Source organism: Cloacibacterium rupense (assembly GCF_014645495.1).
GTDB classification, from domain to species: Bacteria; Bacteroidota; Bacteroidia; order Flavobacteriales; family Weeksellaceae; genus Cloacibacterium; species Cloacibacterium rupense.
This window is the reverse complement of record NZ_BMLV01000002.1, coordinates 429,081-447,697: the sequence shown is the minus strand read 5'-3', so window position 1 is coordinate 447,697 and position 18,617 is coordinate 429,081. Positions and strand designations below refer to the sequence as shown.

General features: G+C 30.4%; 16 protein-coding genes. 10 read left to right on the top strand and 6 right to left on the bottom strand.

Translation table 11 applies throughout. The features are described 5' to 3' along the window. Window positions 1-25: 25 nt before the first annotated feature. The 3 genes from IEW40_RS06015 to IEW40_RS06005 are packed head-to-tail and all read right to left on the bottom strand — an operon-like array spanning window position 26 to window position 5,233. Window positions 26-2,179 carry a patatin-like phospholipase family protein gene (locus IEW40_RS06015; protein ID WP_188617169.1) on the bottom strand — a complete coding sequence of 718 codons (2,154 nt, stop codon included), beginning with the start codon at window positions 2,177-2,179 and terminating at the stop codon, window positions 26-28. 19 nt (window positions 2,180-2,198) lie between these two features. Further along, entirely contained in the window at window positions 2,199-4,649 is a 2,451-nt protein-coding gene (locus IEW40_RS06010) for a bifunctional UDP-N-acetylmuramoyl-tripeptide:D-alanyl-D-alanine ligase/alanine racemase (protein ID WP_188617168.1), read from the bottom strand. Then, the gene (locus tag IEW40_RS06005; RefSeq protein ID WP_188617167.1) at window positions 4,646-5,233 is read right to left on the bottom strand and encodes a thymidine kinase; all 588 of its coding nucleotides are present in this window, start codon (window positions 5,231-5,233) and stop codon (window positions 4,646-4,648) included. Before IEW40_RS06005 ends, IEW40_RS06010 begins: the two co-directional genes overlap by 4 nt. 56 nt (window positions 5,234-5,289) lie before the next feature. On the opposite strand from IEW40_RS06005, the gene IEW40_RS06000 reads away from it, so the two are divergent. The 10 genes from IEW40_RS06000 to IEW40_RS05955 all read left to right on the top strand — a co-directional run bounded on the left by IEW40_RS06000 (window position 5,290) and on the right by IEW40_RS05955 (window position 14,553). Then, window positions 5,290-6,261, top strand: coding sequence for a DUF8457 domain-containing protein (locus IEW40_RS06000; RefSeq protein ID WP_188617166.1), 972 nt, complete (start codon window positions 5,290-5,292; stop codon window positions 6,259-6,261). A gap of 71 nt (window positions 6,262-6,332) precedes the next feature. After that, window positions 6,333-7,703 carry a UDP-N-acetylmuramate--L-alanine ligase gene (locus IEW40_RS05995; protein ID WP_188617165.1) on the top strand — a complete coding sequence of 457 codons (1,371 nt, stop codon included), beginning with the start codon at window positions 6,333-6,335 and terminating at the stop codon, window positions 7,701-7,703. 112 nt (window positions 7,704-7,815) lie between these two features. Beyond that, window positions 7,816-8,274, top strand: coding sequence for a hypothetical protein (locus IEW40_RS05990; protein ID WP_188617164.1), 459 nt, complete (start codon window positions 7,816-7,818; stop codon window positions 8,272-8,274). A gap of 75 nt (window positions 8,275-8,349) precedes the next feature. Further along, on the top strand, window positions 8,350-8,994 hold the full coding sequence (locus IEW40_RS05985; RefSeq protein WP_188617163.1) for a DUF4395 domain-containing protein: 645 nt from the start codon (window positions 8,350-8,352) through the stop codon (window positions 8,992-8,994). A 135-nt stretch (window positions 8,995-9,129) separates the two neighbouring features. Beyond that, window positions 9,130-9,591, top strand: coding sequence for an IS200/IS605 family transposase (gene tnpA / locus IEW40_RS05980; protein ID WP_188617162.1), 462 nt, complete (start codon window positions 9,130-9,132; stop codon window positions 9,589-9,591). A 194-nt stretch (window positions 9,592-9,785) separates the two neighbouring features. Further along, on the top strand, window positions 9,786-10,460 hold the full coding sequence (gene rsmI / locus IEW40_RS05975) for a 16S rRNA (cytidine(1402)-2'-O)-methyltransferase (protein WP_188617497.1): 675 nt from the start codon (window positions 9,786-9,788) through the stop codon (window positions 10,458-10,460). A gap of 2 nt (window positions 10,461-10,462) precedes the next feature. After that, on the top strand, window positions 10,463-12,304 hold the full coding sequence (locus IEW40_RS05970) for an ATP-binding protein (protein ID WP_188617161.1): 1,842 nt from the start codon (window positions 10,463-10,465) through the stop codon (window positions 12,302-12,304). A 6-nt stretch (window positions 12,305-12,310) separates the two neighbouring features. Further along, window positions 12,311-12,889, top strand: coding sequence for a YdeI/OmpD-associated family protein (locus tag IEW40_RS05965; RefSeq protein ID WP_188617160.1), 579 nt, complete (start codon window positions 12,311-12,313; stop codon window positions 12,887-12,889). 109 nt (window positions 12,890-12,998) lie between these two features. Next, window positions 12,999-13,742, top strand: a complete 744-nt coding sequence (gene fabG / locus IEW40_RS05960) for a 3-oxoacyl-[acyl-carrier-protein] reductase (RefSeq protein ID WP_188617159.1) — start codon at window positions 12,999-13,001, stop codon at window positions 13,740-13,742. Between the two features lie 244 nt (window positions 13,743-13,986). Next, window positions 13,987-14,553 (top strand): 5'-methylthioadenosine/S-adenosylhomocysteine nucleosidase family protein, encoded by a 567-nt coding sequence (locus tag IEW40_RS05955; RefSeq protein ID WP_188617158.1) that lies wholly within the window; start codon window positions 13,987-13,989, stop codon window positions 14,551-14,553. A 386-nt stretch (window positions 14,554-14,939) separates the two neighbouring features. Here IEW40_RS05955 and guaC read toward each other — a convergent pair whose 3' ends face one another. The 3 genes from guaC to surE all read right to left on the bottom strand — a co-directional run bounded on the left by guaC (window position 14,940) and on the right by surE (window position 18,497). Beyond that, window positions 14,940-15,983, bottom strand: a complete 1,044-nt coding sequence (gene guaC / locus IEW40_RS05950) for a GMP reductase (RefSeq protein ID WP_188617157.1) — start codon at window positions 15,981-15,983, stop codon at window positions 14,940-14,942. Between the two features lie 69 nt (window positions 15,984-16,052). Next, on the bottom strand, window positions 16,053-17,117 hold the full coding sequence (locus IEW40_RS05945; protein ID WP_188617156.1) for a hypothetical protein: 1,065 nt from the start codon (window positions 17,115-17,117) through the stop codon (window positions 16,053-16,055). Window positions 17,118-17,726: 609 nt separating this feature from the next. Next, a complete protein-coding gene (gene surE / locus IEW40_RS05940) occupies window positions 17,727-18,497 on the bottom strand; it encodes a 5'/3'-nucleotidase SurE (protein ID WP_188617155.1) in 771 nt (256 codons plus the stop codon). Window positions 18,498-18,617: the final 120 nt, after the last annotated feature.

Below are 18,617 nucleotides of genomic sequence, written 5' to 3'. Positions count from 1 at the left end.
GATTTAATATTTAGAAATTATTTTTTTAGAACCAATGCCCAAGAACTACATTAAATAGACCTGAGGAGTTTGGTAGAGCATAGCTATAATTAATTTTTATTTGACCGAAAGGAGAGTCATATCCTGCGGTGATTCCAATAGATGAATAATTAATTTTAAGGAATTGGGAATCTTCAAAATCACTGAATAAATTTCCTAAACTTAGATTACCAATAAGATAATAATTTTTGAAAAAATTAAACTGAAAGTCATTTGATATTTTAAATATATTGTTATTTTTATGTTCACCAAATTGATATCCGTTAAACCTTACGAAGTTTACAATATTTTGCTCAAATATACCACCAAGATTATATAGATAGAAATCATCTACTTTATTTATAGAAATCCCATAAATAGTATTAAGTCTATAGCTAAGATATTTAGTTATAGGAAAATTACCTCTTATATCAGCTTTAATCTGTAAAGAACTTTCTTCTAAGCCCTTTTTTAGAAAATTGTATGCTTTTGCTTCTATGTAGGTATAATATCCTCTTTTTGGAAACATTTTACTATCTTGTGTATCTCCTTTTAAGAAAAAATAGGGATTGAGGAATTTTCCTTTTTTTTTGGAATCTGAAACAAGGTCAGTAACATTGAAAATATCATAACTAATACCACCACCAATGGCAAATTTATCTTTAAATACTGATTGTAAAAATAATTCTGTCCTGTACCATTTCCAACTTTCGTAAGCAAATTTATCTTGTTTTTTTAGTTGGAAACTCATACCAGAAGCATTAATTCCTATACCTGGTATATAACCATTATCAATAAAGTAATTAAGGTAATATCTAGGTTTATCACCAATTATACCATCAATAGATAGGCTAGAATTTCGAAATAAAAGTCTTTTAATAGTAGTGTTTACTAGCAATCCAGATTTGAAAATTTCATCATAATGTAGACCAAATTTCAGGAAAAATCTGTTATTATCTTCATTAACATTAAGCTTCAAAATATTTTTATTTTCTTTTTGAACAATATCATAGTTAATAATTTTATAATTGTTGGTTGCGTAGAGTTTGTCTAGCATTTTATTAATAGAACCATATGTTTGTGATGATGGTAATTTTAAATTCATTTTTCCAATAATATAATCTTTGTTAAAGATTATATTATTTTCTACTTCTATATCATCTATTTTATAAATATTAGAATAAATTGGATTTACTGGTATTCTGAGATAATCATAATTCTTTTTTGGAAGTTGATGAAGTATGTCAACATATTTTAATGCTTCAGAGTATCCAGATTTTAATATTTTATCTTTTTCATCAAAACTAGTAACTCCTAGACCTTCTAAATTAGGTTTTATATTAACATCTGTAAATTTTAACTGGTTTTTTGTCTCTTTTACAATCCCGAAATCTATAACTTGGTTCAATATATCTACAATACTATTAATTTTATCTCTAGTGTTGAGACCTTGGTTAAGGTCTACACCTATTACAATGTCAATACCTTTCTTTTTTAATAATTCTGAGGGATAGTTTACTGTCATAGCTCCATCTATGTATATACTGTCTTCAATTTTTACAGGGTCCATTAGAGAAGGAAATGCAGAACTTGCTAAAATAGATTCTGAAAGATCTCCCTTTTCAAAAATTTTCATTTTTCCACTCTCTAGATTGGTGGCTACACACATAAATGGAATTGGTAACTTATTGAAATCCTCTATATTAGAAACATTTTTAAAAAGTTCTTTCAGCATATAAATATTTTTTTGTCCTGAAGATATAGAAGATGGTAAAGTAACTTTTCCGTTTTTGATAGGTACTTTCAGTATATATTTATCAACAGATTTATTAAAAAAAGAACTTTCGGATCTGTTATTTGCATTGCTTAGAAGGTTATAAAAATCAGTATCCATTACAATTTTTTCTATATCCTTGCCAGTATACCCCGAAGCGTATAAACCTCCTACAATAGCTCCCATACTGGTACCAGAAATATAATCTACTTTTATTCCTAATGAGTCTAGAACTTTTAAAACACCAACATGAGCAAAACCTTTGGCACCACCACCGGCTAACGAAAGGCCTATTTTTGGATTTTTTGGTATAACTAGATTTTCTTTGACCTGAGTATAATTAAGGATAAAAATAAGTAAACAAAAAAGGAAGATTAATTTTTTCATATTGTGTTTGGCTAGTTTTTTAGTTTTTGATATAAATTCTTTTTACTCTTCTAGATATGGAAGTTAATACCTCATAAGGTATTGTTTTACAGTATTCTGCAAATTCCTCTAATGAAGGATTTTCATTAAATATAATAACTTTGTCGCCATCTTTGGCAGGTAAATTTTCTAAATCTACCATCAGCATATCCATACATACATTTCCTACAATAGGAATTTTCTGTTTGTGAATTCCTACAAAACCATTTTTATTGCCAATTAGCCTAGGAATTCCGTCTGCATAACCTACTGGTAAAGTGGCAATTCTGGTGTCTTTTTCTGCTTTATACTTTCTACTGTAACCAATAGAATCTCCTTTTTTGACTTCAGAAATTTGTGAAATTACCGTTTTAAATGTAACCGCATTTTGTAGTTGATTTTTAATTTCTGGAGTTGGTGAAATCCCTATCATACCTATTCCTATTCTTACCATATCAAACTGATAATCAGTATAATTAGATATTCCGGATGAATTTAAAATATGTCTCATAGGCTGATAACCTAAACCCAAAATTAACTTCTCAGAAATTCTTTTGAAAGTTTCTATTTGGTTCAGCGTATATTCTCTTTCTTCAGGAATGTCTGACGATGAAAGATGGCTGAAAATACTTGCAACTTTGATATTGTATTTTTTCAAATACTCTAGAAGCTCATCTATTTCATCTTCCTTAAAACCAAGACGATGCATTCCTGTTTCTATCTTTAGATGAATAGGATATTTTCTTTGAATTCCTTTTAATTGAAGTTGTGTGGTAAAGAGTTCTAAAACACGTAAACTATAAATTTCAGGCTCTAGATTGTAATCAATAATTATATCATAACTGCCTTGTTCAGGATTCATCACCAAAATAGGCGTAGTAATACCATTTTTACGCAAATCTACACCTTCGTCTGCATACGCAACTCCCAGATAATCAATATGATGGTGTTGTAAAAATTCTGCTATTTCATAACCTCCTAATCCATAAGAATAGGCTTTTACCATGGCACAAATTTTAGTTTCTGGTTTTAATAAAGCTTTGTGAACGTTGATATTATGCAAAATAGCATTCAAGTTTACTTCTAAAACCGTATCATGTTTCTGAAGTTCCAGCAACTGTTTTACTTTCTCAATCTCAAAAATTCTAGCACCTTTCAATAGAATGAGTTGATTTTCTAATTGTTCAAGTTGTTGACTTTCAATGAGTTCTTTTGTTTTTTTGAAAGAAAATGTTTTTGCCTTAAATTTTTCCTGAAATCTCGAAATTTGTGTTCCTACCAAAAAAACTTGACTGAAATTCTGTTCATTAGTAAGATCTGCCACTTTATTATAAAGAGAAAATTCGTCTTCTTTTACATCTATAATATCGGTAAGAATAAGTGTTTTTTCTGGTTTATTGTATTGTTTAATGAACTGAAAAGCAATAATTAATGAATCTAAATCTAGGTTAAAAGAATCATTGATAATCAAATTGTTACGAACGCCATTTACGCTTTCCAAACGCATTTCTACCGCTTTTAAAGCATTGATTTTTTCTACAATTTTTTCGTTGGTGAAGTCAAGCTCTTTCATTGCACAGACCAAAGCCAGAGCATTGGTAAGTGTAGCTTCGTCTCTTTGGTTGGCAGGAAAAGAAAATTCTTCAGAGAAATACTGAACCTTAATTTCCTCTTGCAGATTTTCCGGATTGGAGATGATTTTTACATCATTTCTATTCTCTAATCCGAAACTTATCAACTTTTTATCAGGATAAATATCTTTTATTTTGTTGTAAACCAATACATTATCTCCATTAAAAAGAATAGTTTCAGAGTTTTTAAAAAGAAGAATTTTTTCTTCAATTAATTGCTCTTCATTCTTAAAATTAGAAGAGTGCGCCGTTCCAATATGAGTAAGAATGCCAATTTTGGGTGAGAAAATATCTTCTAAAACCGCCATTTCTGATGGTTTAGAAATTCCAACTTCGAAAATTCCTAATTGATGTTTGCTAGAGATTTGAAGCAAAGAAAGGGGCAAACCGATTTGTGAATTAAAACTTTTCGGTGATTTTACCGTAGGCATTTCGTTCCAAAGACATTGGTAGAGCCATTCTTTTACGATGGTTTTTCCGTTACTTCCAGTAATTCCTATGGTATTGAGTTGAGTATTTTTTTCTACGTGATATTTGGCTAAATCTTGTAAAAACTTCACAGAATTTTCCACAATTATCCACGTAATTCCTTCGTATTCAGAATAAAAATTCTCTGAAATAATAATTTTAATTCCTTTTTCTATCGCTTGCGGAATGTATTTTTCTCCAGTATTGGTAGGCGTATTGATGGCAATAAAAGCGGTTTTTATCACCGAATAGATATTTCTGCTATCAAAAGCAATATGCTGAACATGCAGAGTTTTATCTCCAATTAATTGAGATTGAGTAATTTCGGCGATTTCTTTTGTGGTGTAGTTCATTCTTTTTTATTCAAAACATCATCTACAAAAACTCTTCTGCTTACAGCTTCGTAACTGTCAGTTTCTCCGAGTTGTACCAAATTTTGGTTTTTAGATATTCTCATGGAATAATTAGCTAAATTTCCTGTTTTTTTACAAATGGCGTGCACTTTGGTTACATATTCTGCAGTAGCCATTAAAAAAGGCATTGGCCCAAAAGGTCGGCCCAGAAAATCCATATCTAGACCTGCGATTACTACGCGTACTCCGTTGTTTGCCAGTTGATTAGCTACTTCTACAATTCCTTCGTCAAAAAACTGTGCTTCATCTATTCCTATCACATCACAAGTAGAACCTAGCAGAAGAATTTCGTTAGAACTTTCTACAGGTGTACTCATAATTTTATTATGATTATGAGAAACCACTTCTACATCATCATACCTTGTATCAATTTTTGGTTTAAAAATTTCTACTTTTTGCCCAGCCATTTCTGCGCGGCGCAATCTTCGTATCAATTCTTCGGTTTTCCCAGAAAACATTGATCCACAGATTACTTCCATCCAGCCACTTTGTTTTGCGTGGTTTATTGTATTTTCTAAAAACATTGTCTAAATTAGCAGATAAATTAGTTTCAAAATTAAGCAATTTTAAAAGATTTAATATGCAAAATTTAAAAGAAACTCAAGATAAAGTATATCAAGAGGTTAAATTGCTCTTGCAAGAGTTTTCTGGATATTCTTCTGAGGAAGATTTCATAAAAAATGTAGATAAAATTAAGTTATTTTCAGAAAAAGTTTCTGAATTAAAAATTTATGGTGAAGTAGAAAAATGGCTTTCTGAAGAGAAGGCTTTAGAAGAAAACGTTGTAAGAGATGTCATTAATTTTGAAATTGATACCAAACAAATTATTGATATTCAAGAAGAAGAAAATTTAATAAAAGTTTCTGATATAGAAGAAGTTGTGATTGAAGAAGCTGTTGTTTCAGAAAATATAGATGATGAATATTTCCTTGAAAAAGAAGCGGAACAAAATACTATATCCGAAAATATTCAAAATGAAGTCAATGAAGAGCTGGAACAAATTTCGAATAAAAAAATTGAAATTGAAAAGCTAGAAGAAGAGGAAAGAATTCACCAAGAAAGAAGAAAAATCTTAGATATAGAAAAACCAATTCATACTGAAAAATCTGTAGAACCAACGGAAATACACGAATCTCCGCATCATTCTAAGAAATTCAAATTGTCTCACATCAAAGGTTTGAATATAGTACAAAGTCTTTTTGATGATGACCATTTAATGAATATTCCAGAAGAAATAAAAGAAGAACAAAAACCTGAAACTCCACATAAAAATCCTAGTTTGCTAAAAAATAATATGCCAACAGATTATTTGGAAGCAGAAAAGCAATTGCCAGATTTTAAATTGGATATTAATGACAAAATTGCCTTTACAAAAGTACTTTTTGATGGCAGTCAAGTAGAACTGAATGAGGTAGTTACAAAATTGAATTCCTTTAAAAAGTTAGATCAAGCCAAAGATTATCTAAGTGATGTTTACTACGAAAGAAATTGGGAAAAAGTAGATGAATATGCCCAAAGATTGTGGAGCTTGGTAGAGAATAAATTTTTATAAAATGCTGGATGTTGGAAGCTGGATGTATGAAGAAAAGCATCCATCATCCATCATCTAACACCTAACAAAATATGAATATTTCAAATTTCAAAAATCCTTTTTTCATAGGAGTTGCAGGCGTTGGTATGAGTGCTATTGCTCAATATTTGCAAGGCATTGGTATGCAAGTTTCGGGAAGTGACCGATATTTCCATAAAGGCGAGTACAATAAAACCAAAGAACAACTTGAAAATGAAGGAATTAAGTGCTTTGTTCAAGATGGAAGCGGTATTACCGAGGAAACTGATTTGGTAGTAGTTTCTACCGCGATTGAAGACACGGTTTACGAAGTAAAAAAAGCCAAAGAACTCGGAATTCCTATAATTAAAAGAAGTCAGCTTCTGGCGATGATTGCCAAAAGCAAGAAAACCATTGCAGTTGCTGGAACTTCTGGAAAATCAACCACTTCGGCGATGTTATTTCAAATTTTGTTGGATGCGGGTTTAGAGCCTTCTATAATTTCTGGAGCAGGTTTAACTTCCATTATCAAACAAGGAAAAATCGGAAATGCTTACGTTGGAAAAGGAGATTGGCTCATTATAGAAGCTGACGAAAGCGATGGTTCTGTAGTTCAATACGAACCTGAAATCGGACTTTTACTTAATATAGACAAAGACCATCAAGAAATTGATGAATTGATAGAACTTTTTACGATTTTTAAAAATAATGCCAATAGCTTATTTATTGTAAATCAATCAAATGCATTAGCCAAATCTTTGTCGGAGAATTCTAAAAATGATTTTGGTTTTGAGAAAGAAAATGCAGGTTTTAATGCTAAAAAATTTGAACAAAATGGTTTTCATTTGAGTTTTGAAGTATTGAATCAAAAATTTGAAATGAATGCTATTGGCCAACATTCTGTAGAAAATGCAACTGCCGCAATTGCAGTGGCTCATCAAATTGGAGTTGATTTAAAAACTTGCGCCGAAAGTTTATCAAAATACGAAGGAATTTATCGTCGTCATCAAATTCTCGGACAAAAAAATGGAGTTTGGGTGATTGATGATTATGCGCACAATCCTGCAAAATGTGCTGCTTCCATTAAGGCTTGTCAACCTTTGGCTGAAAAAGTAATAGCTTGGTTTCAACCTCATGGTTATGGACCGACGAGATTTTTGAGAAAAGATTTTGTGGAAGAAATTTCGGCTTCGCTTCGTGAAAATGATGAAATTTGGATGAGTGAAATTTTCTACGCTGGTGGAACTGCCGTGAAAGATATTTCTGCAAACGATTTAATAGAAGACATCAAAGCAAGAGGTAAAAAAGCGTTTTTTGTAGAAGATAGAAATGATTTTTTAAATGAGGTTAAATCTTCATTATCAGAAAGTTCTGTGCTTCTTTTGATGGGAGCGAGAGATCCTAGTTTGGAGGAATTTTGTAAGGATTTGTATGAGAAATTATAGTTTATCAATCCCCTTTTTATTCTTTTCAATTTTTATTTTCTGCCAAAAGACTGAAAGTGCAGAATTTATTAAAACTGAAAAGAGAGATACTTGTCATTCTTACTTAAATAAATTGGTAAATAAACAATTTGTTAAAAAGATTGAAAATGGTTTTGTCATCAAAACAAATAAAGGAACTTTAAAGTTTGTAAATAACAATTCAGACGAGAATTATATTCAATATGAATTTGAAGGAACTTTTCAATTTTATCATAATTTTGATTTAATTAAAGTTACAGAGTATAATGGCGAATATTATTTTCTTATCAGCAAGGAATCTGGGAAAAAATATAAATTAAATGGTTTTCCGATATTTAGTTCTGATTATAAATATTTTGCGACGGTAAATATTCCTTATACCGATGAAAAACAAATAATAGAAATATATTCCTATGATTTCGATAAAATAAGTTTGATAAAAAAATTAGAAAACATTTCGGAGCATTTTATATTCCGAATTGTTTGTATAAATATAAGTTTTGTTTTTGTTGAAGATAATAACAAACAAATTTTTAAAATTAAAATAGACTAAAACCAGTAATTGATATACAATTGTAACAAATTTCTGAAAAAGTGAGACTTATCTCAAAATTTAAACTTTAAAAATATGAAAAACAAACTACAATTTGGTGAAACAGTCTCAGGTTATAATATTCCCGTAGTAAACGAAAGAGAAATAAGAGCAACTGCAGGAATTATGTTTCTGGCAACGCTTATTTCCTTTTTTTTAATTATACATAATCATGATTTTGTACCTATAAAATACGTCATTATTATTTTTATGATAGATTTTTCTATCAGATTATTTGTTAGCCCGAAATTTTCACCACTTCTTATTTTGGGAAGATTTTTCGTGAGAAATCAAAATCCAGAATATGTAGGAGCGCCACAGAAAAAATTTGCCTGGGGAATTGGTTTATTTCTTTCAATTCTGATGTTTCTTTTATTGGTTTTGCTTAACACTTATAGTGTAATTACAGGGCTTACTTGTTTTGTTTGCCTGATTTTGATGTTCTTCGAATCTGCTTTCGGAGTTTGTATCGGCTGTAAATTATACGGATGGATAAATAAAGAAAAAGCGCAATATTGTCCAGGAGAAATCTGTGAAGTAAACCAGAAGCAAGATATTCAGAAAATTTCTGTAAATCAATGGTTTATATTTTTAGGATTTGTTGTTTTTGTGGTAATTTTAGCTTTCGTTTTTAATGATGCTTTTAAAATAATGCCGACAGATTTGTTTAAGAAACTTTAAATATTTATAATTTGCCTAAGATTGAAATCTCAGGCTTAGAAATCGGTCGTCGTGATGCGACTCTAAGTATTAGAGAGTTCCGTAGGAACGAACGATATTAAAAGTTATAAATTTATTCATAAAAAACTAATAACGATGCCAAATACTTATGTAAAATTATACGTGCAAACTGTTTTTGCCGTAAAATATAGAAATGCACTTATTAAAGAAAGTTTCAGAAAAGAGTTGTTTGCCGTAATAGGAAATTTAATTAATGAAACAGGTTGTAAAACCATTATTGTAAATGGAGTAGAAGACCATGTTCATTGTTTTTTAACTTTAAAAACTACACTTTCTCTTTCGGAAGTAATGAAAAGTGTAAAAGCAAAATCTTCAAAATGGATTAATGAAAATCAATTTTTAGAAGAAAGATTTGAATGGCAACGTGGATTTGGTGGTTTTAGTTATAATCAAAATTCAATAGATAGAGTTTATAAATACATTGAAAACCAAGAAGAACATCATCAAAAAGAAAACTTTAAAGATGAATATTTAAAACTTTTGCAGAAATTTGAAGTGAAATACGATGAAGATTATTGGTTTGAAGAATTAACTTAAATTTGCCTAAGATTAAAATCTCAGGCTTTGAAATCTTTCGTCGCTCTGCGACTCTGAAACATTAGAGAGTTCCGTAGGAACGAACGATTTTAGAACCTATGAATTTATTCATAGAAAAAAGAAAAAAACAAACATAGCTTTTATAGGGAGTTCCGTAGGAACGACTGATATTAGAAGTTATGAATTTATTCATAATGAGCGGAATCCTATACTTTGTTCCAACTCCGATTGGAAACCTAGAAGATATGACTTTCAGAGCGATAAAAGTTTTGAAAGAAGTAGATTATATCCTTTGTGAAGACACCAGAACTTCGGGAATTTTATTGAAACATTACGAAATTTCAAAACCTTTAAAATCGTATCACCTTCATAATGAACATACTGCAACAGAAAAAGTAATCACCGATTTAAAATCCGGACAAAGCATCGCCATAATTACCGATGCAGGAACTCCCGGAATTTCAGATCCAGGTTATTTACTTGGGAAAGCGTGTGCAGATGAAGATGTGGAAATGATTTGTCTTCCTGGTGCAACTGCTTTTGTTCCAGCTTTGGTAGTTTCTGGTTTGCCCAATCACGATTTTTATTTTGCAGGATTTTTGCCTCAAAAAAAAGGCAGACAAACCAAACTGAAGCAACTTGCCGAAGAGAAAAAAACCATTGTTTTGTATGAAAGTCCACATAAAATCAATACCACTTTAGAACAAATCAAAGAATTTTTTGGGGAACATACTAAAGTAAGTTTAAGTCGAGAAATTTCTAAAAAGTTCGAAGAAACCAAACGAGGAACTATCGATGAACTCATTGCTTTTTCTAAAAGCAAGACCTTGAAAGGAGAGATTGTTTTGATAATTAATAATTGTATTTGAATATGAAAGTAAAACTAGCTCAGGCAGTAAAAATGTTTTTTACAAACTCTTCTTTGGAAATGGTATTTTTTGAGGCTATAGCGAATGCTTTTGATGCAAATGCCTCAGAAATTAATATAAGAATTTCTCTTGATGAAATTAATAAGATAGATACCTTGAAATTTACAATTGAAGATAATGGTGACGGTTTTACAAATGAAAGATATAAAAAATTTTCAAACTTATTTGATGTTGAAGAAAGCTCACACAAAGGATTAGGACGATTAGTTTATTTATGTTATTTTGAAAAAGTAGAGGTTGAAAGTATATTCGAAAATAAAAAAAGAAGGTTTATTTTTTCAGAAAATTTTGATGAAAGTATTTCAAATATAGAAGAAACAACGGAAAGTAACGGAAGTAAATTTTTGTTTTCTGGGTGCACTTTGCAGAAAATTGCAAAAAGAGAATACATTAATCCTGCATTTTTAAAAAACAGAATATTAGAAGAGTTTTACACATTACTATTTAATAAAAAAAGAAGTAAACAAGAATTTAGAATTAATATAGAAACTTTAGTAAGTGATAAAGCTACTTCTCAAATATTGGATGCAAGTGATATTCCGCAATTTTATGAAAAAGATATAGAAAGCCCAATAAATTTATATGATAAATTTGAGCTATTTTATTCAATTGAAAAGACTGAAAATCCACTCGAAAGTAATTTAATAGCTGCTATTTCGGTCGACAATAGGACTTATAAGATTGACTTAATTGCCCAAGAAAATACACCTACAGGTTACAAGATGGTATTTCTTTTATTATCTGATTTTTTTATTGGAAAAGTAGATGCCAACCGCCAAAATTTAGCTTTAACAAAACAAGACTTATACATTATTCAAAACGTTTTTAGAAAAGAAGTTGCTGAAATAATTGAACAAAACGTTCCAAAAATAAAAAAAAGGAACGAAAATATTAGAAAAGATTTGTTTAATACTTACCCGCATCTTGGAGGATATTTTAATACTGATAATGTAGGATATTTAAAGAAGAACGATGTTTTAAAAGAAGCTCAAGACGAATTCTTTAAAGAGCAAAAGGAATTATTAGAAGCATCAAGTTTAAATGATGAACAATTTAAGAAATCTTTAGAACTTTCTTCAAGAGCTTTAACAGAGTATATTTTATTTAGACAGTTAACAATTAATAAGTTAAAAAAATCTACAAAAGACAATAGCGAGTCTGAGTTACATAAGTTGTTTGCAACTATGGGAAAAGATGGTTTTTTTTCAAAGGATAATCAAACAAATGATATATATAAAAACAATTCTTGGCTTTTGGATGATAAGTATATGACATACGAATTTGTATTGAGTAATAGAGAAACAACAGACTTATTGAAAATCATTACTGAAAATGAAAATATAGAAAAAGATATTGATAGACCTGATTTAGCATTTGTTTTTTCAAATAATCCAGAAGAAAATGTTCCTTTTGATATTGTTATAGTGGAACTAAAAAAGAGGGGAGTTGGAAAATATGAAAATTTAAAAGCTATAAATCAACTTGAGACTAGAGCACAAAAATTGATGAAATATTATAATAATAAAATCCAAAGGATTTGGTATTATGCAATTATTGAAATCGATGAAGAAACTGAATTATCTTTGTTAGGTTCATATAATGAGCTATATTCGACAGGTAAAATGTTTTATCGAGATACAGAAGTAGCAATTTCTAAAAATCCAATTGTAAAGGTTCCTATAGGAATTTATGTATGGGATTTAGATGCTGTTGTTAATGATGCTGATTCAAGAAATAATACTTTTTTAAATTTTATAAAAAGTAAATTCTGCGAGAGATATTAAAACAAAATGAAACCAACCGTAGAAGAACTTATCGAAAAATCTAAAAATTGGAGAGAAGAACTCACAAAACTTCGTTCCATCGTTCTTGATTGTGGTTTAGCCGAAGAAGTAAAATGGTATCAACCGTGCTATTCTTACAACGGTAAAAATCTCATTATTCTTGGAAGTTTCAAAGAATTTTGCACACTGAGTTTCTTCAAAGGAGTTTTGCTGAAAGATGAGCAAAAAATTCTAGAATTTGCTGGCGAAAATACCCAGTCTGCAAAAATTGTAAAATTTACTAATCTTCAAAAAATCAATGATTTAGAGTCGGTTTTGAAAGACTACATCAAAGAAATGATTGAGCTAGAAAAATCTGGCGCAAAAGTAACTTTTAAAAAAATCGAAGAACAAAAACTTCCTGAAGAATTAGAAGAATTTTTTAAACAAGATAAAGATTTTGAAAAAGCTTTTAAATCATTAACTCCAGGAAGACAACGCGCTTATTTATTGCACTTTTCGTCTGCTAAACAATCATCAACCAGAATTGCTAGAATAGAAAAAGCAAAACCCCAAATTTTTGCAGGAAAAGGTTTGAATGAATAGTTAATAATTTCTTTTAAATTTGCAAAAGTTATTTAGAGAATAATAAATAAAGTATAATGAATTAAGCGAAAGCGCAATTCATAACACAAATAAAAAACAATACATTGTTATGAAACTACTCGAAGGAAAAGTTGCCATCATTACCGGAGCAACCAGAGGAATTGGTAGAGGAATTGCAGAAGTTTTTGCAGCTCAAGGTGCCAAAATCGCATTTACTTATGCAGGTTCTGTAGATAAAGCCAAGGCTTTAGAAGAAGAACTATCCGCCGTTACCCAAATCAAAGGTTATCAATCAGACGCTTCAGATTATGATGCCGCTCAGAAGTTGGTAGAAGATGTTTTAGCAGAATTTGGTAAAATTGATATTTTGGTAAACAACGCCGGAATTACCAGAGATAATTTAATGCTTAGAATGTCAAAAGAAGACTGGGATACCATTATCAAAGTAAACTTAGATTCCGTTTTTAACCTTACCAAAGCCGTGATTAAACCAATGATGAAAGCAAGAAATGGCTCTATTATCAATATGACTTCGGTGGTTGGTGTAAAAGGAAATGCCGGACAAGCCAATTATGCGGCTTCTAAAGCGGGAGTTATCGGTTTTACAAAATCTGTAGCGCTAGAATTGGGCTCTAGAAACATCCGTTGTAATGCAATCGCTCCAGGTTTTATAGAAACAGAAATGACGGCAGTTTTAGATGAAAAAACAGTTCAAGGTTGGAGAGACGCTATTCCTCTAAAACGTGGTGGTCAACCAGAAGACGTGGCTAATGCTTGCGTTTATTTTGGTTCAGAGATGTCTGCCTACATTACAGGGCAAGTGCTCAACGTAGATGGCGGAATGTTGACTTAAAAATTTAAAATATTTTGGGCGTGTCCCTACGTTTTCCCAGCAGCATAAACCTCATAGATTTTCCAGAAATCTATGAGGTTTTCCATTCCAAAAACTTCGGGTCGGGCTTCTACAGGCTACACTTCGTTTCGGTGCTCCGCTTCGCTCCGCACTGCTCCCTACGGTCGCACCTTCCGCATCCCTCACGCAGATACGCGCGGGCTTTAGAATTACTTTTTTAGAAAATTTAGAAAAATCTCCATCAATGAAAATCAATAATGTCACCTATAAAAATCCACTTTTTGTTTTTGCGCTAGAAAAAGAAGCCGGAACAGAATTTTCACAAGAAAATGTAGCTTTTGTAGGCGTAGGGAAAATAAATGCAACCTACAATCTATTGAAAGCCATCCAAAAACACCAGCCAGACCTTATCATCAACCTAGGAACAGCAGGAAGTACAGAATTTAACAAAGGATGTGTAGTTTGTTGCACAGAATTTATACAACGTGATATGGAAGTTACTGCATTGGGTTTCCAAAAATTTGAGACACCATTTTCTACAGACCCAGTCATTTTAAATTACGGTATAGAAATAGAAAATTTACCAAAAGGAATCTGCGGAAGCGGAGACCAATTCGAAATGGAACATAAAAATCCAGAATATAATGTAATAGAAATGGAAGCTTTTGCTTTAGCTAAAGTTTCTAAAGAAGAAAACATCCCTTTTCTTTGTTTAAAATATATTTCAGATGGTGCAGATGGTGGCGCAGCAGAAGATTGGGTAGAACAAGTGAAATTTGCTGCTTCAGCTTTTAGAGAGATTTTATTTTAGGAATTTTTGAAAAAAAATTAACAAAAAAGTTATTGTTAAATTTTCAAAAAATCAATTTTTTTTTATGAATTTGCTAAACTAAGTAACAAAATGAATCTAGTTATAGAAAATATTAAAAGTAAAGAATCTTATATAATAGAATAAAAAAATCCTCATGAGAGAGGATTTAAAATAGTATAATTCAGAGAATTATAATATATGTTAGCATTTGTGTTTTGTGGTTGCAAAAATAAAAATAAAATTTAGAATACACAATGCCTTTGCTTAATTATTTTCTTGAAAATCAATAATTTTGATATTATGATTAATTTAAAATTAACTAAGAAATAAGATATAAAGACCAAAAAAGCCCAATTGATGAGCTTTTTCTACGTTTTTTATATAAATTATTCATTTCCAAACACTTCGTTGTGTTGTTCTTGAACTCTTATAAAAGTTGTTCTTTTGGAAAGCTCTTTTAATTGAGAAGCACCTACATAAGTGCAAGTAGAGCGCACACCACCTGTTATATCTTTCACGGTTTCAGAAACTGGACCTTTGTATTTTACTTTCACAGTCTTTCCTTCAGAAGCACGGTATTCTGCAACACCACCGCTGTGTTTATCCATGGCTGTTTTAGAACTCATTCCGTAGAAAAGTCTATATTTTTTACCATTTTCTTCTATCAATTCTCCTCCACTTTCATCGTGACCAGCTAGCATTCCTCCAAGCATTACGAAATCTGCACCGCCACCAAACGCTTTTGCAACATCTCCCGGAACTTTGCAACCACCATCTCCAATAATATGACCACCCAAACCGTGAGCCGCATCTGCACATTCTATAATGGCAGAAAGTTGAGGATAACCAACACCCGTTTTTACTCTGGTAGTACAAACAGAACCAGGCCCAATTCCTACTTTTATAATATCTGCACCTGCCAAAATAAGTTCTTCTACCATTTCACCAGTTACCACATTTCCTGCGATAATGGTTTTATCTGGAAAATCTGCTCTTACTTTTTTCACAAAATTCACAAAATGTTCAGAATAACCGTTGGCCACATCGATGCAGATAAAATCTATTTTAGGGAATTTACCGATGATTTGTTTTATTTTTTCTTCGTCTGCACTGCCAGTTCCAGAGCTTATGGCAATGTATTGATAAATGCTTTCTGGCGAGTTCTCTAGAAAAGCTGTCCATTCTTCTATAGAATAATGTTTATGAATTGCCGTCATTATTTTTTCAGAAGATAAAGCAGTTGCCATTTCAAAAGTTCCTACGGTATCCATATTTGCGGCAATAATAGGAACGCCAGTCCAAGTTTTTTTAGAATTTCTGAAAGTAAAAACTCTTTCAAGACTTACTTGAGAACGAGACTTAAGTGTAGAACGTTTTGGGCGAAACATTACATCTTTGAAACCTAATTTTATTTCGTATTCTATGCGCATTTTGGTATTTTTTATAAAATTAAATAAAATTAAAAGATAAAAAAAAGAAATTTTTAAATAAGGTTAACTCTATTTTATTAAAAGTAAATTATTTCTATGGAAATCAAATAAATAATATGGTTTTGTTTTTACTTTATCGTTATAAAAATAATATTCAATATTTATTTTTTTTTCTATATTAAATTTATGTTTCAAGTAGTCTGATTCCCAAGGAGCATAAAACAAGGGCTCTTCTGCTACAAATTGGTCTCTTCTAAAAAAATAATTTCTATCTTCTTTTTGTTTATCAGAAAATTCTTTTTTTAAATTGATATTTTCTTTATTAAAAACAATGTAAAGATAAGGAGCTTTTTTAGTCGTTATTTTTTTTAAAGAAATTTTTTTAAAAATTTCATTGTTTATTTCAGAGCTATATTGCCATGCATTTTTTACACTGATAGAATTTATGATAAAAATAATAATAGTGATACTAAATAATGTTTTTAACCTATATTTTATAAAAATGTACATTAAAAAAAATGAGAAATATAATCTGATTCCTCCCATGGTCCTACTTGAAAAACCTTTGATAGATGGTTCGTAGTTAGAGACTAAAAAAATGGTAAAACTAAGTATTAAGGAAGAAATTAGGAAATGAATAAGATTAGGAGTTTTTTCAAAAGGCTTCCCTTCAATTTTGTTTCTAGAAATGAAATATAAAAATGAAGTACTTATTAAAATAAGGGATATAAAATCTTGGAAAGAATAATATCTAATTGCTTTTATTGCACGAATAACGCTTATGGACAAATCATATATTATAACTTTTATTGATTTTAATAAAATTTTAAAATCTCTTTTGATATTTAATAAAATATTTACTTGTTCTCTATGATAATAATTTTCAAAAAGGCTTGGTTCAATAATTTTTTTATAGATAAGATAGGTGATTATGATACCTGCCAAATATGATATTTTTCTTTTTTTGATCAAAAAAAGATTAGATAATATAAGAGGCAAAAAAATCTCGTATGATAAAATTGATAAAAGAAAAAATAAAGCACTATAAATGACATCATATTTATGTTTTTGTTCTTTTAAAAGGAAAATTAAACTACTACAATAAAAAATAGTTGCTAGTGCAGAATTCAGCATTATCGGTGAAAAAACAAGAGCATTTCCTACAGGCAAGAAAACATATAAAAAGACGGTAGCAATAGAGAAGAAAAAATTTTTGGTAAAAATCTGTGTGATTTTGAAAACAAAGAAGACAGATATGATAAAAAAAAGGTAAGCTACATAATAAAAACGTTCATAATAACTACTGGCATAAGTTATAAGTGCAGTGATAAAAGCAGAAACCGGTCTAGACGTCATAGTTTCTGTATTCATGAAAGAATAAATATATTCAAAAAAATTTTTATGTTTTGCAAATCTAGCATTGTCTACAAATGCAAGATCATCTGTTAATAAAATATTGTTTTTTACAAGACTTCCTAATAAGAAAGTCATAAAAACAACTAGAAAAAAAAATGCTTGATAATTATATTTTTTTATTAACATTTTTAGAATTTGTACAATATACACTTAAGAACTATTTATCTTTTCAATTTGATTTTATCTATTATTCTGAGCGCTTCTGTGGTAAAATTAGGGAAAAATTTTGGAAGTTTTGGAATGAAAAAATCCTCAAAAAGCGGATTTCGAAATTTATTTAAAAAAAGAATATGAAAGTTATTTGTCAATTGATGAATTAATGATATTCTACCCATTCAAAACCTCTCCCAATTCTTTCAAATATTCATGAGCGGTCAGGTCAAATTTCACTGGAACTACAGAAACATAACCATCGGCTAGAGCTCTTTCGTCTGCATCATCACCAGAATCCATATTGTTAAAATAACCAGTAAGCCAATAATATTTTTTCCCGTGAGGATTTACACGCTCATCAAAACTTTCTTCCCATTTTGCGTGGGCTTGTCGGCAAACTTTAATGCCTTTTATTTCTTCTTTTTTAAGTTTTGGGATGTTTACATTGAGTACAATTCCTTTAGGCAGAGGATTTTCTAAAACTTTTTTTACAATATTTTGTATAAATTCTTTACTTTGAGAAAAATCTGCATCCCATGCAAAATCTAGTAAAGAAAAACCTATGGCTTGCAATCCTTCTACACCTGCTTCTACAGCAGCACTCATGGTGCCAGAATAGATTACATTGATAGAAGAATTAGCACCGTGATTAATTCCTGAAACCACCAAATCTGGTTTTCTGTCTAGCACTTTATCTAATGCAAATTTTACGCAGTCTACTGGCGTTCCGCTTAATGAATAATCACGTTGAGGTCCTTCTAAATTGATTTCTTCAAAAGTAAGGGTAGAATTAATGGTAATGGCGTGTCCTTTTCCAGATTGTGGAGAGTTAGGCGCTACCACTACTACATCTCCTATTTCGTTCATAAAACTTACGAGATTTCTAATTCCCGGTGCGGTAATTCCATCATCATTGGTAACTAAAATCAAAGGTCTGTTTGTCATTTTTTTTCATTTTACACAAAATTACTTCTTTTTAGCAAGATTTGGTTTTTTTCTGCGTTAATATTAAGTAATGCTAAAAATTGTTTTTTGAGATGAAGGTTACACAATAGGAACAATATT

Excerpts from the sequence above, each read along its gene's own strand:
- IEW40_RS05945 (WP_188617156.1), bottom strand. The coding sequence starts at position 17,117 with ATGCTGAATTCTGCACTAGCAACTATTTTTTATTGTAGTAGTTTAATT.
- IEW40_RS06010 (WP_188617168.1), bottom strand. The coding sequence starts at position 4,649 with ATGAACTACACCACAAAAGAAATCGCCGAAATTACTCAATCTCAATTA.
- guaC (WP_188617157.1), bottom strand. The coding sequence starts at position 15,983 with ATGCGCATAGAATACGAAATAAAATTAGGTTTCAAAGATGTAATGTTT.
- IEW40_RS06015 (WP_188617169.1), bottom strand. The coding sequence starts at position 2,179 with ATGAAAAAATTAATCTTCCTTTTTTGTTTACTTATTTTTATCCTTAAT.
- fabG (WP_188617159.1), top strand. The coding sequence starts at position 12,999 with ATGAAACTACTCGAAGGAAAAGTTGCCATCATTACCGGAGCAACCAGA.
- tnpA (WP_188617162.1), top strand. The coding sequence starts at position 9,130 with ATGCCAAATACTTATGTAAAATTATACGTGCAAACTGTTTTTGCCGTA.
- IEW40_RS05995 (WP_188617165.1), top strand. The coding sequence starts at position 6,333 with ATGAATATTTCAAATTTCAAAAATCCTTTTTTCATAGGAGTTGCAGGC.
- IEW40_RS05965 (WP_188617160.1), top strand. The coding sequence starts at position 12,311 with ATGAAACCAACCGTAGAAGAACTTATCGAAAAATCTAAAAATTGGAGA.
- IEW40_RS06005 (WP_188617167.1), bottom strand. The coding sequence starts at position 5,233 with ATGTTTTTAGAAAATACAATAAACCACGCAAAACAAAGTGGCTGGATG.
- rsmI (WP_188617497.1), top strand. The coding sequence starts at position 9,786 with ATGAGCGGAATCCTATACTTTGTTCCAACTCCGATTGGAAACCTAGAA.
- surE (WP_188617155.1), bottom strand. The coding sequence starts at position 18,497 with ATGACAAACAGACCTTTGATTTTAGTTACCAATGATGATGGAATTACC.
- IEW40_RS06000 (WP_188617166.1), top strand. The coding sequence starts at position 5,290 with ATGCAAAATTTAAAAGAAACTCAAGATAAAGTATATCAAGAGGTTAAA.
- IEW40_RS05970 (WP_188617161.1), top strand. The coding sequence starts at position 10,463 with ATGAAAGTAAAACTAGCTCAGGCAGTAAAAATGTTTTTTACAAACTCT.
- IEW40_RS05955 (WP_188617158.1), top strand. The coding sequence starts at position 13,987 with ATGAAAATCAATAATGTCACCTATAAAAATCCACTTTTTGTTTTTGCG.
- IEW40_RS05985 (WP_188617163.1), top strand. The coding sequence starts at position 8,350 with ATGAAAAACAAACTACAATTTGGTGAAACAGTCTCAGGTTATAATATT.